Annotated in this window: 16 protein-coding genes and 1 riboswitch; of the genes, 11 read left to right on the top strand and 5 right to left on the bottom strand. The window is 47.9% G+C overall.

All coding sequences use genetic code 11. The features are described from left to right. Window positions 1-67 precede the first annotated feature (67 nt). The 4 genes from spxH to OQ477_RS09510 all read right to left on the bottom strand — a co-directional run bounded on the left by spxH (window position 68) and on the right by OQ477_RS09510 (window position 2,856). The gene (gene spxH / locus OQ477_RS09525) at window positions 68-970 is read right to left on the bottom strand and encodes a protease adaptor protein SpxH (protein ID WP_265972205.1); all 903 of its coding nucleotides are present in this window, start codon (window positions 968-970) and stop codon (window positions 68-70) included. Beyond that, the gene (locus tag OQ477_RS09520; RefSeq protein ID WP_007610618.1) at window positions 967-1,365 is read right to left on the bottom strand and encodes a thiol management oxidoreductase; all 399 of its coding nucleotides are present in this window, start codon (window positions 1,363-1,365) and stop codon (window positions 967-969) included. Before OQ477_RS09520 ends, spxH begins: the two co-directional genes overlap by 4 nt. 227 nt (window positions 1,366-1,592) lie before the next feature. Then, window positions 1,593-2,279: a lytic transglycosylase domain-containing protein gene (locus OQ477_RS09515; RefSeq protein ID WP_007409105.1), complete on the bottom strand. Its 687-nt coding sequence runs from the start codon at window positions 2,277-2,279 to the stop codon at window positions 1,593-1,595. A 4-nt stretch (window positions 2,280-2,283) separates the two neighbouring features. Then, window positions 2,284-2,856, bottom strand: a complete 573-nt coding sequence (locus OQ477_RS09510; protein ID WP_032874470.1) for a CYTH domain-containing protein — start codon at window positions 2,854-2,856, stop codon at window positions 2,284-2,286. A 124-nt stretch (window positions 2,857-2,980) separates the two neighbouring features. Between OQ477_RS09510 and OQ477_RS09505 the strand changes: the two genes are divergently transcribed. Genes OQ477_RS09505 through OQ477_RS09490 form a run of 4 tightly spaced genes read left to right on the top strand, consistent with a single transcriptional unit; the run spans window position 2,981 to window position 5,735 of the window. Further along, window positions 2,981-3,346 (top strand): hypothetical protein, encoded by a 366-nt coding sequence (locus OQ477_RS09505; protein ID WP_003155020.1) that lies wholly within the window; start codon window positions 2,981-2,983, stop codon window positions 3,344-3,346. 27 nt (window positions 3,347-3,373) lie between these two features. Further along, window positions 3,374-4,009 carry a GTP diphosphokinase gene (gene yjbM / locus OQ477_RS09500; protein ID WP_007610625.1) on the top strand — a complete coding sequence of 212 codons (636 nt, stop codon included), beginning with the start codon at window positions 3,374-3,376 and terminating at the stop codon, window positions 4,007-4,009. A 17-nt stretch (window positions 4,010-4,026) separates the two neighbouring features. Next, entirely contained in the window at window positions 4,027-4,827 is an 801-nt protein-coding gene (locus tag OQ477_RS09495) for an NAD kinase (RefSeq protein ID WP_003155018.1), read from the top strand. A 14-nt stretch (window positions 4,828-4,841) separates the two neighbouring features. Further along, window positions 4,842-5,735, top strand: a complete 894-nt coding sequence (locus OQ477_RS09490) for an RluA family pseudouridine synthase (RefSeq protein ID WP_265972200.1) — start codon at window positions 4,842-4,844, stop codon at window positions 5,733-5,735. Window positions 5,736-5,768: 33 nt separating this feature from the next. On the opposite strand, the gene prpE is transcribed toward OQ477_RS09490, so the two are convergent. Further along, complete coding sequence (prpE, locus tag OQ477_RS09485; protein ID WP_022553552.1) at window positions 5,769-6,518, bottom strand: bis(5'-nucleosyl)-tetraphosphatase PrpE; 750 nt, start codon at window positions 6,516-6,518, stop codon at window positions 5,769-5,771. Window positions 6,519-6,746: 228 nt separating this feature from the next. Between prpE and OQ477_RS09480 the strand changes: the two genes are divergently transcribed. The 7 genes from OQ477_RS09480 to thiF all read left to right on the top strand — a co-directional run bounded on the left by OQ477_RS09480 (window position 6,747) and on the right by thiF (window position 13,210). Then, a complete protein-coding gene (locus OQ477_RS09480; protein WP_265972199.1) occupies window positions 6,747-8,591 on the top strand; it encodes a monovalent cation:proton antiporter family protein in 1,845 nt (614 codons plus the stop codon). Window positions 8,592-8,644: 53 nt separating this feature from the next. Beyond that, window positions 8,645-8,753: riboswitch (TPP riboswitch) on the top strand. Between the two features lie 87 nt (window positions 8,754-8,840). Next, window positions 8,841-9,548 (top strand): thiaminase II, encoded by a 708-nt coding sequence (gene tenA / locus OQ477_RS09475; protein ID WP_265972438.1) that lies wholly within the window; start codon window positions 8,841-8,843, stop codon window positions 9,546-9,548. After that, a complete protein-coding gene (gene tenI / locus OQ477_RS09470; RefSeq protein ID WP_012117296.1) occupies window positions 9,526-10,143 on the top strand; it encodes a thiazole tautomerase TenI in 618 nt (205 codons plus the stop codon). The genes tenA and tenI overlap by 23 nt, the downstream gene beginning before the upstream one ends. Beyond that, complete coding sequence (thiO, locus tag OQ477_RS09465; RefSeq protein ID WP_265972197.1) at window positions 10,127-11,236, top strand: glycine oxidase ThiO; 1,110 nt, start codon at window positions 10,127-10,129, stop codon at window positions 11,234-11,236. The genes tenI and thiO overlap by 17 nt, the downstream gene beginning before the upstream one ends. Beyond that, on the top strand, window positions 11,233-11,436 hold the full coding sequence (gene thiS, locus OQ477_RS09460; RefSeq protein ID WP_003155008.1) for a sulfur carrier protein ThiS: 204 nt from the start codon (window positions 11,233-11,235) through the stop codon (window positions 11,434-11,436). The genes thiO and thiS overlap by 4 nt, the downstream gene beginning before the upstream one ends. Then, on the top strand, window positions 11,433-12,203 hold the full coding sequence (gene thiG / locus OQ477_RS09455) for a thiazole synthase (protein WP_088462285.1): 771 nt from the start codon (window positions 11,433-11,435) through the stop codon (window positions 12,201-12,203). Before thiS ends, thiG begins: the two co-directional genes overlap by 4 nt. Next, window positions 12,200-13,210, top strand: a complete 1,011-nt coding sequence (gene thiF, locus OQ477_RS09450; protein ID WP_265972196.1) for a thiazole biosynthesis adenylyltransferase ThiF — start codon at window positions 12,200-12,202, stop codon at window positions 13,208-13,210. The genes thiG and thiF overlap by 4 nt, the downstream gene beginning before the upstream one ends. Window positions 13,211-13,232: the final 22 nt, after the last annotated feature.

Raw genomic sequence — 13,232 nt, 5'->3', positions numbered from 1 at the left:
GCGCTTATCCCGGCGCGGTTTCTTTATTTGCACAAAAAAAGCCGGCTCCGTAAGGAATCAGCTTTTTTTAATGATCACAACAGGTGACATCCTCCTGGGTGCCGGAAAGAGACTTCCAAAACAGACCGTGCTTTGCTTCCACTCTGGCGACCTTTTTGGCGAATGCCAGTTTTTTCATTTCTTTTTCAACTTCTTCTAGACTCAAATCATAAACGAGTGCGATTTCTTTCGATGCGACAAACCGGAAATATTCAATGAAACATTCCAAAGGCGGCGTTTCAGAAGGCTTCGGTTCATCCCCGAGCATTTCGAATAAGATCTCTTCGTATACGTCATAAGAATAGTTGCCGGGGACCTTCAGCCCTTCATCATCATGCAGGCTGTTAAAGAACGTCAATGTCGGGTTGACGGTGACGTCCATTTCCGCCGCGATTTTCATATCGCACTGAAGCGCTTTTACCGCGCTTTGCGAATGGAGGTCACGCTTGAATTCTTCAACATCCAATTTCGTCTTTTCGGCAATTTCTAAAAGAACGTCTTCATCCGTAATATTCTGCTTGGAAACAAACAGGCTTTCCTGCATGTTGCGGAGAAACAGAATGCCCGCTTTTCTTCCCTGCAGTTCGGCCGCTTTTAAAGCGAGTGCGGCAAGGTAGGGCGATGAAAGAGGCTGATCTTGCTCAAGCCAAAGGCTTCCGTCACAGGGCATCCCGGAACGGTTCGCAATTTTTTCCCAAGCTTCGGCAAGAAGGTGTTTTTTCCGCTTTTGCTTATTCAGCGATGTAATGCTCGCGGAAACAATGATCCGCAGCGTAAAAAAACGTCCGTATTTGATTTTTAATTTTTTTATGGCGGGCTCCAGCGACCAGCATTCAGGACATAAAGGGTCGACAAACATGTAAATTTCGAGCGGTTTTTTTGGATGTCCGTGGCAATGGGCGAAGTATTGCTCATGCTGATAATTCGTCAATATGATCGATCCTCCGCTTCTGACTGGTTTACCATATGCCTGGCCGTTAGTTCCAGACGCCCGTACAGAAATTCACGAATATCGCCCTCCAGCCCGACATCATCCATCGCTTTGCTCATACAGCTTAGCCACGCATCAGCCCTCTCGTCCGTAATCGGAAAGGGGAGATGCCTTGCCCTGAGCATGGGATGTCCGTGCTCTTCAGTATAAAGAGGAGGTCCGCCCAAATACTGGGTTAAAAATTGCTTTTGTTTTCTGGCCGTTTCAGTCAAATCACTTGGAAATATCGGCTTCAGCAAGGGATGAGACGAGACACGCTCATAAAAAGTATCAACAAGTTGCGATAGAAGTTCCTCTCCAATCGCTTCATATGGTGCGTTAAACGATTGTCCCATGTTGACTACTCCTTTATATGGCTAATAGGAATCATAATTCCCATTGCGAATTTATCTTTCAGTTTTACTATCTTCAGTTACTGTATATTTTAGCAATAACATTTTATTTCTACAAACAAAGTGCCTTTCTGTCAGGCGCTTGTATTTCATATCATATCACATGCCTTCATTCATGTGTAAGATTTCACTCCGCAAAAAAACCAGAGGGCGAAGGAAGCCTCTCTGGTTTACGCGTAATACTGTTTGGTTATGTTTTTAACATATTGCTGTGTTTCCTTAAACGGCGGAATGCCTCCGTACCGATCTACGTTGCCGGGGCCTGCGTTGTAGGCGGCTAACGCCAGAGATACATTTCCGTCGTATTTCGTGAGCATCTGCTTTAAGTACTTTGTGCCGCCCTCAGCGTTCTGGACGGGATCAAGCGGGTTTGACACCCCGAGTGATTCTGCCGTGGAAGGCATGAGCTGCATCAGTCCCATTGCCCCCGCACCGCTGACCGCTTTCGGATTAAAGCCTGATTCCTGTTTAATAACCGCGCGGATCAGCTTTTCGTCCACTCCGTATTTTTCGGCCGCTTTCTGAATGGCGCTGTCTATTGAAAAGTTTCCGGTGCTGATATCAGAAGCCGCATCCGGAGACTTTATGCCCGGGGAAGCGGTCTGTGAAGCAGCCGCGGAGCCGGATGAAACGGGAATTCTCGGTGAATATGAAGCGTGAGCGGTCCGCACACCGTTTAAAATTCCTGATTCCGGCTGCTGCCGGACGGCTGTGTCCGTATACTGGCTGAGAAGCGCGCTGAAATTGGCAAGCGGGCTTTCTGAAGATTGTCCGCCTGAAGCCGTGCTTGTATGAGAGATTGATTGCAGCGCCATTGATTGCAGCTGGAGAAGGGCCGCCCAATTCGTTATATTCACTGTGTCATTCCACCTTTTTTTGTTTCTGTTCATAAAAACGCTGGATTTTATTTTTCGTGATCCGCTCTGGGATGCCGAATTGCTTGAGCAATTGTTCAAACGCCCGTTTTCCTTCATCCCAATCAGCAGCTTCGAATTCCAATTCAAAGTCTTCTTTCTCTAAATATCGGCTGTGATCTAAAATGATTAAGCCTTTTTCTGATTCTTTTTCCGCGCGTGCGGTCGACAGCGTCCCGAAATAGCAAATGTGTTCTGAGTTGATTCCGAGACCTTCCAGCTGACGTTTGACGGAGCCTTCCGGGATCTTGAAGACGTCAAGATCAGGTGCCGCAAGCTCTTGGTGGGTTTCCAGCAGACCGACCGCGGCAGGCTCTTTTAACGTCAGAACGAACGCGCCGTCTTTTTCTCGGATGCGGAGTGCTGATTTTTTTTGTTTCAGGGAAAAATCTTTCGTGTCGAAATAATGATTGACCTGCTGTTTAAAATCATGTTCTTTCATGCAGAGTGCTTCACTCAGCTTCAGAAATTCTGATTTTGTCAGCAGGTTTTTGAATTCAATTTCTATTTCTTGGGTCATGACAGTCTTCCTTTCAGGACGAAAAATTGTATAATTCCCATTATCTCTTTAGAGGTTACGTTTATCAATATCGACCTTGATATGATAAAATAAATGCTGTACTTTGTTAAAAAAGGAGAACATTATGCAAAAGAGAATTGAAATCCAAAATGCATCATTAACAGAAGACGCGCTCCGCTTGAAGTGCGGAGAGGACTTAAGCGGAGCGGAACGCAAAGCCTCAGGTCAAATGCTTGTTGATTCCGATCACTTTGCTTTTGTATACATACTTGAATCAGCTGACTCTTTTGAATATGTCATTATAAAAGAACATATCTGGCCGGATCTGAAAGAAGCCTTAGACCAAAGAAAACCGGCGGTCCTTGAGGCCGGCGGAAAAACGGTTGAACTTTCAGGGCTGCATGAAGAACTCGATTATCTTCTTGAAAATATTAAAGATAATGCAAACTACGGAGATATGGAAGAAAAAGTGAAAAGCGTATTTCTTTAGAACAGGTTCGGAATTGGGGGATGTACGATGGATGACAAACAATGGGAGCAATTTCTAGCGCCATACCGCCAGGCTGTTGAAGAATTAAAGGTGAAGCTGAAAGGCGTCAGAACCCTTTATGAGTATGAAGATGACCACTCACCGATTGAGTTTGTGACAGGCCGCGTGAAGCCGGTGGCGAGCATACTTGAAAAAGCGAGACGAAAAAGCATACCGCTTCATCAGATTGAAACGATGCAGGATATCGCGGGGCTGCGTATTATGTGCCAATTTGTCGATGATATCCAGATCGTCAAAAATATGCTGTTTGCCAGAAAAGATTTTACCGTTGTCGATAAGCGGGATTACATAGCAGAGCATAAGGAAAGCGGATATCGGTCTTACCACCTTGTCGTTTTATATCCTTTACAAACAACGTCCGGAGAAAAGCACGTTCTTGTGGAAATACAGATTCGGACGCTTGCCATGAACTTTTGGGCAACCATTGAGCATTCACTGAATTACAAATACAGCGGGAACATTCCCGAAAAAGTAAAGCTGAGGCTGCAGCGGGCCTCAGAAGCCGCATCACGGCTCGATGAAGAAATGTCAGAAATCCGCGGAGAAATCCAGGAAGCCCAAGCCGCGTTCTCGCGAAAGAAAAAAGCGGGAGACCACCAGTAGGAAAGGAGGGGAATGGCATGAAATTTGCCGTTTCTTCAAAAGGAGACGAGGTTTCAGATACACTGAAAAGCAAAATACAGGCGTATTTACTCGATTTTGATATGACCTTGGATGAAAAAGAGCCGGAAATCGTTATTTCCGTCGGCGGTGACGGAACACTTCTTTACGCATTTCACAGGTACAGCGACCGTCTCGATAAAACGGCGTTTGTCGGAGTTCACACGGGGCATTTGGGTTTTTATGCCGATTGGGTTCCGCAGGAGATAGAAAAGCTCGTTCTGGCCATTGCCAAAACGCCGTATCATACCGTGGAGTATCCCCTTCTTGAGGTGATTGTCACTTATCATGATGAAGAGCGTGAGGAGCGGTATCTGGCTTTGAACGAATGTACGATCAAAAGCATAGAAGGCAGTCTCGTCGCTGACGTGGAAATTAAAGGCCAGCTGTTTGAAACGTTCAGGGGAGACGGTTTATGTCTGTCCACACCTTCCGGAAGCACGGCTTATAATAAGGCGTTAGGCGGCGCAATCATCCACCCTTCCATCAGGGCGATTCAGCTTGCGGAAATGGCATCCATCAACAACAGAGTGTTCAGGACTGTCGGCTCGCCGCTTTTGCTTCCCGATCATCATAACTGTGTCATCAAACCGAGAAACGACGTCGACTTTCAAGTCACAATTGATCATTTAACCTTGCTGCATAAGGATGTCAAGTCCATTCTATGCCGTGTGGCAAATGAAAAAGTCAGATTTGCAAGATTCCGTCCTTTTCCGTTTTGGAAAAGGGTGCAGGATTCCTTTATCGGAAAAGGCGAATAGAAAGAGGAAACGGATTGGACAACTTTTTTATCCAAAAGAACATGACTGCCCAGGAAGCCGGCATGACGGTAAAAGAATATACGGCGCAGCTCGGCATTTCAAAGCGGCTTCTCGCTGACATTAAATTCGGCGGGGGAGACCTGCTTGTGAACGGAGAGCATGTAACCGTCCGCACCGTGTTAGCGGACGGAGATGTGCTTAAGATTGAATTTCCGAAGGAGCATGTGAGTGAAACGCTTTTGCCTGAGCCGGTTCCGCTTGATATTCTTTATGAAGATGACCATGTGCTTGTGGTCAATAAACAGCCGTATGTCTCCTCAATTCCATCAAGAGAACATCCGTCGGGAAGCATCGCTAACGGAGTGATCAGCCACTACCGAAAAAGCGGCGTGCCATCAACGGTTCATCTTGTCACCCGCCTTGACAGGGATACATCGGGGGCGATGCTGATCGCCAAACATCGGCTTTCCCATTCTCTTTTGTCAGCAGCGCAGAAGAAGGGGCTTGTCAGCAGGCGGTATCTCGCTGTCGTACACGGCATCATGCCGCAGAAGGAAGGAACGGTGGACGCGCCCATCGGAAGAAAACACGACAGTATTATTGAGCGGATGGTAACGCCGGAGGGACAACGAGCGGTGACGCATTTTCAAACGGAAAAAGCGGGACATGCGTTTACGCTTGCAGCCCTGCGGCTGGAAACGGGGCGGACGCATCAAATCCGGGTGCACATGAGCTACCTCGGCCATCCTTTAGTCGGTGATACACTGTACGGCGGAAAAAATGAGGGAATTGCGCGGCAGGCTCTTCACAGTGAGCGGCTTTCATTCGTACACCCCATGACCGGAGAAACGCTCGTTTTTCACGCTCCGGTGCCTGACGATATGAAAACATTAATTGAACATATGTAAAGCCCGAACCGTTTACCGGTTTCGGGCTTTTTTTCATGCCTCCCTGCCGTGATCCTCGCGAAATCGTGAAGCATCATACGGCATTGAGCTTTCCACAGAGACGGTTTCATGCTCCGGAAAACGAAAGCCTGTCAGTTGATTCCCGAAGACGCATCCTGTATCAATGTTGATTGTACGGTTGACGATCCGGGGGCGTTTTACCGGGGTATGGCCGTAAACAATCCATGCCTTGCCTTCATAAGCGGCGGCCCAGTCTCTTCTGACGGGCCTGCCGTCTGGATACGTTTCACCCGTGATATCGCCGTACAGAACAAATTCTTTTACCTTACGCGAGTATTTACCGATATCGTCAGCTTTTATGCCGGCGTGGGCGACAACGAGATCGCCATTATGTAAAATGTCATAAAGCGGCGCTGACTCATATAATCGGATAAATTGTCTGGAGACTTCCGTTCTGTCGGCGGGAGACAGCTCTTTCAGTTCGGCTGCCGTCGTTTCCAGTCCGTGCATCACTTTTACGGGGTTTCCTTTTAAGTAACGATACAGTTTGTTGCAATGATTTCCCGGGACATAACGGACGGCTCCTTTTTCATATGCTTTTGCCGCAAAACGCATCACTTCTACGGATTTTGGGCCTCTGTCCGTTAAATCCCCCGCAAAGACAAGCGTCCTGCCTTCAGAATGAACGGGCGTTCCGTCTTTGACTTCATATCCGAGCTTTTGCATTAACGCGATCATTTCGTCATAACATCCGTGTATATCGCTGATGATGTCATAAGCCATTCGTGTCAGCCTCCTTATTAACGGTTTTTTATTTATTATGGGGCTAATTCCTATACCTAATTACGCTGTTTTTGCACAAATTAAAAAAAGAATTAAAGAAATAAAGCCTTATCACTTTTTTTTCGCGTTCAGCCTTGTTAGAATATGCGTTATGTTTTTAAAAAAAAGTAAGGTTTCGCCCGCTTTAAGCGGGCTTTTATAACCCTTGTTTTAAGGAGGTATTTACGAATGGAACACACATCAGTCGCATCTTTAGTCGTCGTTCTGATCGTCGCTTTTTTGACGCCGCTCCTTTTACATCGGTTTAAGCTCAGCATCCCCGTCGTCGTCGCGGAGATCATCATGGGGCTTATTATCGGAAAAAGCGGCCTGAATCTTGTCGTTCAGGGAGATACGTGGCTGGAGACGCTGTCTGTTCTCGGCTTTATCTTTTTAATGTTTTTAAGCGGCTTGGAAATTGATTTTTCTTCATTTGAGAAAGGGAAGAAAAAACAATTCCTTCCGAATGGCAAGGAAGCGCCCAACACGTTTTCTGCCGCACTGATTATCTTTTTCGGCATCTTTATTTTATCATTGCTGCTGTCCTATGCCTTTGTATTAGCTGGTTTTATACAAAACGCATTTTTAATGACGCTTATTATTTCGACGATATCACTCGGTGTGGTGGTCCCGACTTTAAAGGAAGAACGGATCATGAACTCCAATATCGGCCAGATCATCCTGCTTGTCGCCGTTATCGCGGACTTGGCTACGATGATTCTGCTCGCTTTCTTTTCTTCTCTTTACGGAGAAGACAGCGGAAATATGTGGCTTCTGTTGATCCTTTTTGCCGCGGGGGTCGTGCTGTATTTCTTCGGCAGGATCTTTAAACACCGTTCATTTGTGCAGTCGATGTCTAAAGGCACCGTGCAGATCGGCACGCGGGCCATTTTCACACTGATTATCGTGCTTGTCGCTTTATCGGAATCTCTCGGGGCGGAAAATATTCTCGGCGCGTTTTTGGCAGGCGTTCTGGTATCGCTTCTGTCTCCGAATAAAGAAATGGTGGAACAGCTGGATTCATTCGGATACGGGTTTTTAATTCCGATCTTTTTCGTCATGGTCGGGGTGAAATTGGACATTTGGACGCTTTTCCAAGATCCGAAAACATTAACGATGATTCCGCTGCTTCTGCTTGCGCTGTTTATCAGCAAAATGTTTCCGGTGTTTTATTTAAAGAAATGGTATGACAAAAGAACCGTGTTTGCTTCGGGCTTTTTGCTGACGTCCACGCTGTCGCTTGTTATCGCGGCGGCTACGATCGGAGAAAGGCTCCACATTATCAGCGCCAATATGTCCGGCGCGCTGACTTTAGTTGCGGTTATTGCCAGCATCATCACGCCGATCGGCTTTAAGAAATTATACAAACGGCAAAGCGCGCCGCAGGAAAAAAAGCGCATTACATTTATCGGCGCCAACCAAATGACACTTCCGGTTACGCTGGAACTGCCTGAGGAGGAATATGAAGTACGGGTCGTCCATGTGTATCAGGAAAATACCGGGGAAACGCTTGCGGAATCGGTTTTTTCGGTTGACACGATTTCTGATTACGAGCCCGGTACGCTTGAGTCGCACGGTATTTTCAAAACGGATATTCTTGTCGTGGCGACGGGAAATGAAGATGTGAACGCCGAAATCGCCTTAATAGCGAAAGAGAAAGGGACTGAGCGTATCATCGCAAGCGTCGGCTCGGTTGAGCATGAAACAAAACTGAAAGAAGAGGGCATCAGTATTTTTTCTATCCTTCTGTCTACAAAGACACTCTTGCGCGCATTAATTGAAGCGCCGGGCGTGATGAGCCTCCTGACGAATGAGGAGTCTTCGTTATATCAGATCAATCTGGAAAACCCGGCGTATAACGGCATCATTCTGCGGGAATTTCCGCTGATGGGCGATGTGATTTTCGTCCGGATTTTCAGAGGTGTGGACAGCATCGTTCCGCACGGAGACACGCGGCTGAAAACAGGAGACCGTCTCATCGTCACGGGCTCGCGCAACTACGTGTCGGAACTGAGAAAAATTCTTGAAGCTTGACCAAATTGCAATTCGTGATAATATAGAAGGCATAACAAATAAATCATTAATCGTATGACCACTAGGGGTGTCCTTCATAAGGGCTGAGATAAAAGTGAGACTTTTAGACCCTCATAACTTGAACAGGTTCAGACCTGCGTAGGGAAGTGGAGCGGTATTTTTTTGGGGTTCCTTTTATCCATTTAAATTCCAAACCACTTTTCCGATGCAGGAAAGTGGTTTTTTTATTTTAACAGGGGGGAAGACATGATGACATTTTCTGAAGAATGCAGACAGGCGGCTTCCGAATGGTGGGACGGAAGTTTTGTTCATCCGTTTGTAACGGGAATCGGTGACGGAAGCCTGCCGATAGACTGTTTCAGCTATTACGTGCTGCAAGATTCCTACTATTTGACGCATTTTGCAAAAGTTCAGGCGTTCGGCGCCGCATATGCGGAAGACTTGTTTACGACGGGCAGGATGGCGGGCCATGCTCAAGGGACATATGAAGCGGAAATGGCGCTGCACCGCGAGTTTACGGAGCTTTTAGGGATTACGGAAGAAGAGCGTGCGGCATTTAAACCGGCACCGACCGCCTATTCTTATACGTCTCATATGTACAGATCGGTGATGAGCGGCAATTTTGGAGAAATATTAGCTGCGCTTCTGCCCTGTTATTGGCTTTATTATGAAGTCGGCGAACACTTAAAGGAGTGCAAACCGGAGCATCCGATTTATGAAAAATGGATCGGTACATACGGCGGAGACTGGTTCAGACAGCAAGTCGAAGAACAGATCAGCCGTTTTGACGAGATTGCTGAAAACAGCACAGAGGACATCCGCGCGAAAATGAAAGAGAATTTTGTGATTTCAAGCTATTATGAATATCAATTTTGGGGAATGGCCTATCAAAAAGAAGGCTGGTCCGAGAAGGGCGGAAAAGAGGTGGAATCTTTTGGAGCTGCACGCGGTAACTGATAATCGCAAACCCGTTGCCGAGCTGGCCGAGGATATTCTTTCGATTCAGCGCGAAGTAAGCTTTATCCATATCCGTGAGCGGGATAAAACAGCGGGAGAAATCATGCAGCTTTTGTCCCTTTTGAAAAAGGGCGGTGCGGATAAGGACAAATTGATCATCAATGACAGGGCGGATATCGCGCTTTTTGCCAATATACACCGTGTTCAGCTTCCGTCCCGCAGCTTTTCCGTAAAGCAGGTGCGAAGCAGATTTCCCCATCTTCATATCGGACGTTCGGTTCATTCGCTGAAAGAAGCCATCCAAGCTGAAAAGGAAGATGCGGATTATGTGGTGTTCGGCCATGTATTTGAAACCGAATGTAAACAGGGACTTGAAGCAAGAGGCATCAGCCTGCTTTCAGAGATCAAACGCACGCTTTCCATCCCCGTCATCGCAATCGGCGGAATGACACTGCAGACGATCGGACACACAAAGCAGGCGAAACCGGACGGAATTGCCGTCATGTCAGGTATTTTCTCAGCTGAAAATCCTGAGGAGGCGGCAAAACGGTATGCACGCGCGGTAAGGGAGGCCGATTATGAAGAAGCACTATGATACAGCGGTGATCGGCGGCGGAATTATCGGATGCGCCATTTCTTATGAGCTGGCGAAGACGCAGCAGAACGTTGTCTTGTTTGAAGCCGGAGAAGTCGGCCGAAAAACGACAAGCGCTGCCGCCGGAATGTTGGGCGCTCATGCGGAATGTGAAAACCGGGATGCGTTTTTTGATTTTGCCATGCACAGTCAAAGGCTGTATGAAGCGGCGGGGCAAGAGCTTGAGGAAGCTTGCGGCATTGACATCAGGCGCCATAACGGCGGAATGCTTAAACTGGCGTATACCGAAGAAGATATCGCCCGTCTACGGAAGATGGATGATCTGCCTTCCGTCACTTGGCTTTCAGCGGAAGATGCCCTTGAAAAAGAGCCTTACGCTTCAAAAGACATTCTCGGCGCAAGTTTTATAAAAGACGATGTCCATGTCGAACCGTACTATGTTTGCAAAGCGTATGCAAAAGGGGCGCGTCGCTATGGCGCTGACATATATGAGCACACACAAGTCACCTCCGTAAAACGGGTGAACGGAGAATACTGCATCACAATGTCCGGCGGGGATGTTTATGCTGACAAAGTCGCAGTTGCAAGCGGTGTATGGAGCGGCCGGTTTTTCAGCCAGCTCGGCTTGGGACAGCCTTTTTTTCCTGTGAAAGGAGAATGCCTTTCCGTGTGGAATGACGATACCCCGCTGATCAAAACCCTTTACCATGATCATTGTTATGTCGTCCCGAGAAAAAGCGGCCGGCTAGTCATCGGCGCCACGATGAAACAGGGCGACTGGAGCGATACGCCTGACATCGGAGGAATTGAGGCCGTCATTGCAAAAGCGAAAACCATGCTTCCCGCCATCGAACATATGAAAATAGACCGGTTTTGGGCGGGGCTCAGGCCGGGAACAAGAGACGGAAAGCCGTTTATCGGGCGGCATCCTGAAGACAGCGGCATCATCTTCGCCGCTGGCCATTTTCGGAACGGCATCCTGTTGGCGCCGGCAACGGCTGAAATGGTGCGGGATATGATCATGGAAAGACAGATTAAACAGGAATGGGAAGAAGCGTTTCGAATTGATCGCAAGGAGGCTGTTCATATATGATCCTTCAGCTGAACGGAAAACAAATTGATTGGAATCGAAAAGAGGGGACGGTTCAGGATTTGCTTGAATCGTACCAGCTTGATCAAAGAATCGTAGTTGTGGAGAGAAATAAAGAAATTATTGAAAAAAAGAATTATGAAAATACGAGTTTGTGTGACCGCGATGTCATAGAAATTGTCCATTTTGTAGGAGGCGGATGAGGATGTTAACAATAGGCGGAAAACAGTTTCAGTCAAGATTGCTGTTAGGAACGGGAAAATATCCGAGTTTTGAGATTCAGAAAGAGGCGGTGGCTGTCTCGGAATCAGATATTTTAACCTTTGCGGTGCGGCGGATGAACATCTTTGAAGAGTCTCAGCCTAACTTTCTCGAACAGCTTGATTTGTCTAAATACACGCTTCTGCCGAATACGGCCGGAGCCGCAACGGCTGAAGAGGCGGTCCGAATCGCAAGGCTTGCCAAAGCTTCAGGGCTTTGTGACATGATAAAAGTAGAAGTCATCGGATGCAGCCGGTCACTTTTGCCTGATCCGGTTGAAACGCTGAAAGCATCAAAACAGCTGCTCGAAGAGGGCTTTATCGTGCTTCCGTATACGTCAGACGATGTCGTGCTCGCAAGACGTCTTGAGGAGCTCGGAGTGCATGCCATTATGCCGGGCGCTTCGCCGATCGGTTCCGGTCAGGGAATTTTAAATCCGCTGAATCTTTCCTTTATCATTGAACAGGCGAAGGTGCCGGTCATTGTCGATGCCGGCGTCGGATCTTCAAAAGACGCCGCCTACGCGATGGAGCTCGGGGCAGACGGCGTGCTGTTAAATACCGCTGTGTCAGGCGCTGATGATCCGGTCAAGATGGCCAGGGCGATGAAGCTTGCCGTAGAAGCGGGCCGCCTTTCTTATGAAGCCGGGAGAATTCCGGTGAAAGATTACGGAACTGCAAGCAGTCCGCGAGACGGTCTTCCGGTATGACGGACAGATATTCCAGACAGGAGCTGTTTCAGCCGATCGGTCCCTCCGGCCAAGAGAAGCTCCGGTCGTCTCACGCCGTGATTATCGGCGCGGGTGCGCTTGGGACGGCAAGTGCGGAGATGCTAGTCAGAGCAGGGGTCGGGAAGGTAACGATCGCTGACAGAGATTATGTGGAGTGGAGTAATCTCCAGCGCCAGCAGCTTTATACCGAAGACGATGTCAGACAGGAAATGCCGAAAGCCGCGGCGGCTGAAAAACGGCTTCGATCTATAAATAGTGATGTAGAGGTCGAGGGATTTGTCATGGATGTCACTGCGGAAAACGCACCCGGATTGATTCGTGGCGCCTCCCTCATCGTGGATGCCGCCGACAACTTTGAAACGAGACTGATTGTGAATGATGCGGCTGTACAGAAAGGGATTCCCTTTCTGTACGGCGCCTGTGTCGGCAGCTACGGGCTCTCTTTTACCGTCATTCCCGGTGTCACGCCGTGCCTTCACTGTCTGCTTGAAACATTGCCTTTAGGCGGTATGACATGCGATACGGCGGGAATCATCAGCCCGGCTGTATTGCAGACGGCCGTTTTTCAGGCAGCAGATGCGCTGAAGCTGTTAACGGGCGGATCTATCGAGCATGTTCTCCGTTCCTTTGATTTATGGAAAAATGAACGGTCAGAAATAAACATCGCCCGTCTTAAGTCGGCTGATTGCCCAAGCTGCGGCACAAACGAATTTCCGTTTTTATCCTATGAAAATCAGACAAAAGCGGCAGTTCTGTGCGGGCGGAACACGGTGCAGATCAGAACGGGGATCTCCGAACAGGTTGATCTGCAAAAACTTGCGGGACAGCTCAGACAGGCAGGGCTTGATGTTTCAGCCAACCCGTATTTAATTTCGTTTTGCACAGACAATTTCAAGATGGTACTGTTTCGTGACGGCAGAGCATTAATACACGGCACAAGTGATATCAGCAGAGCGAAATCCTTTTATCATAAATGGATCGGATAATGCGAAAGGAGCGAAAAACATC

Source organism: Bacillus sp. ChL18 (assembly GCF_026241425.1).
Taxonomy (GTDB): Bacteria; Bacillota; Bacilli; order Bacillales; family Bacillaceae; genus Bacillus; species Bacillus velezensis.
This window is presented reverse-complemented; position numbering and strand designations above follow the sequence as displayed.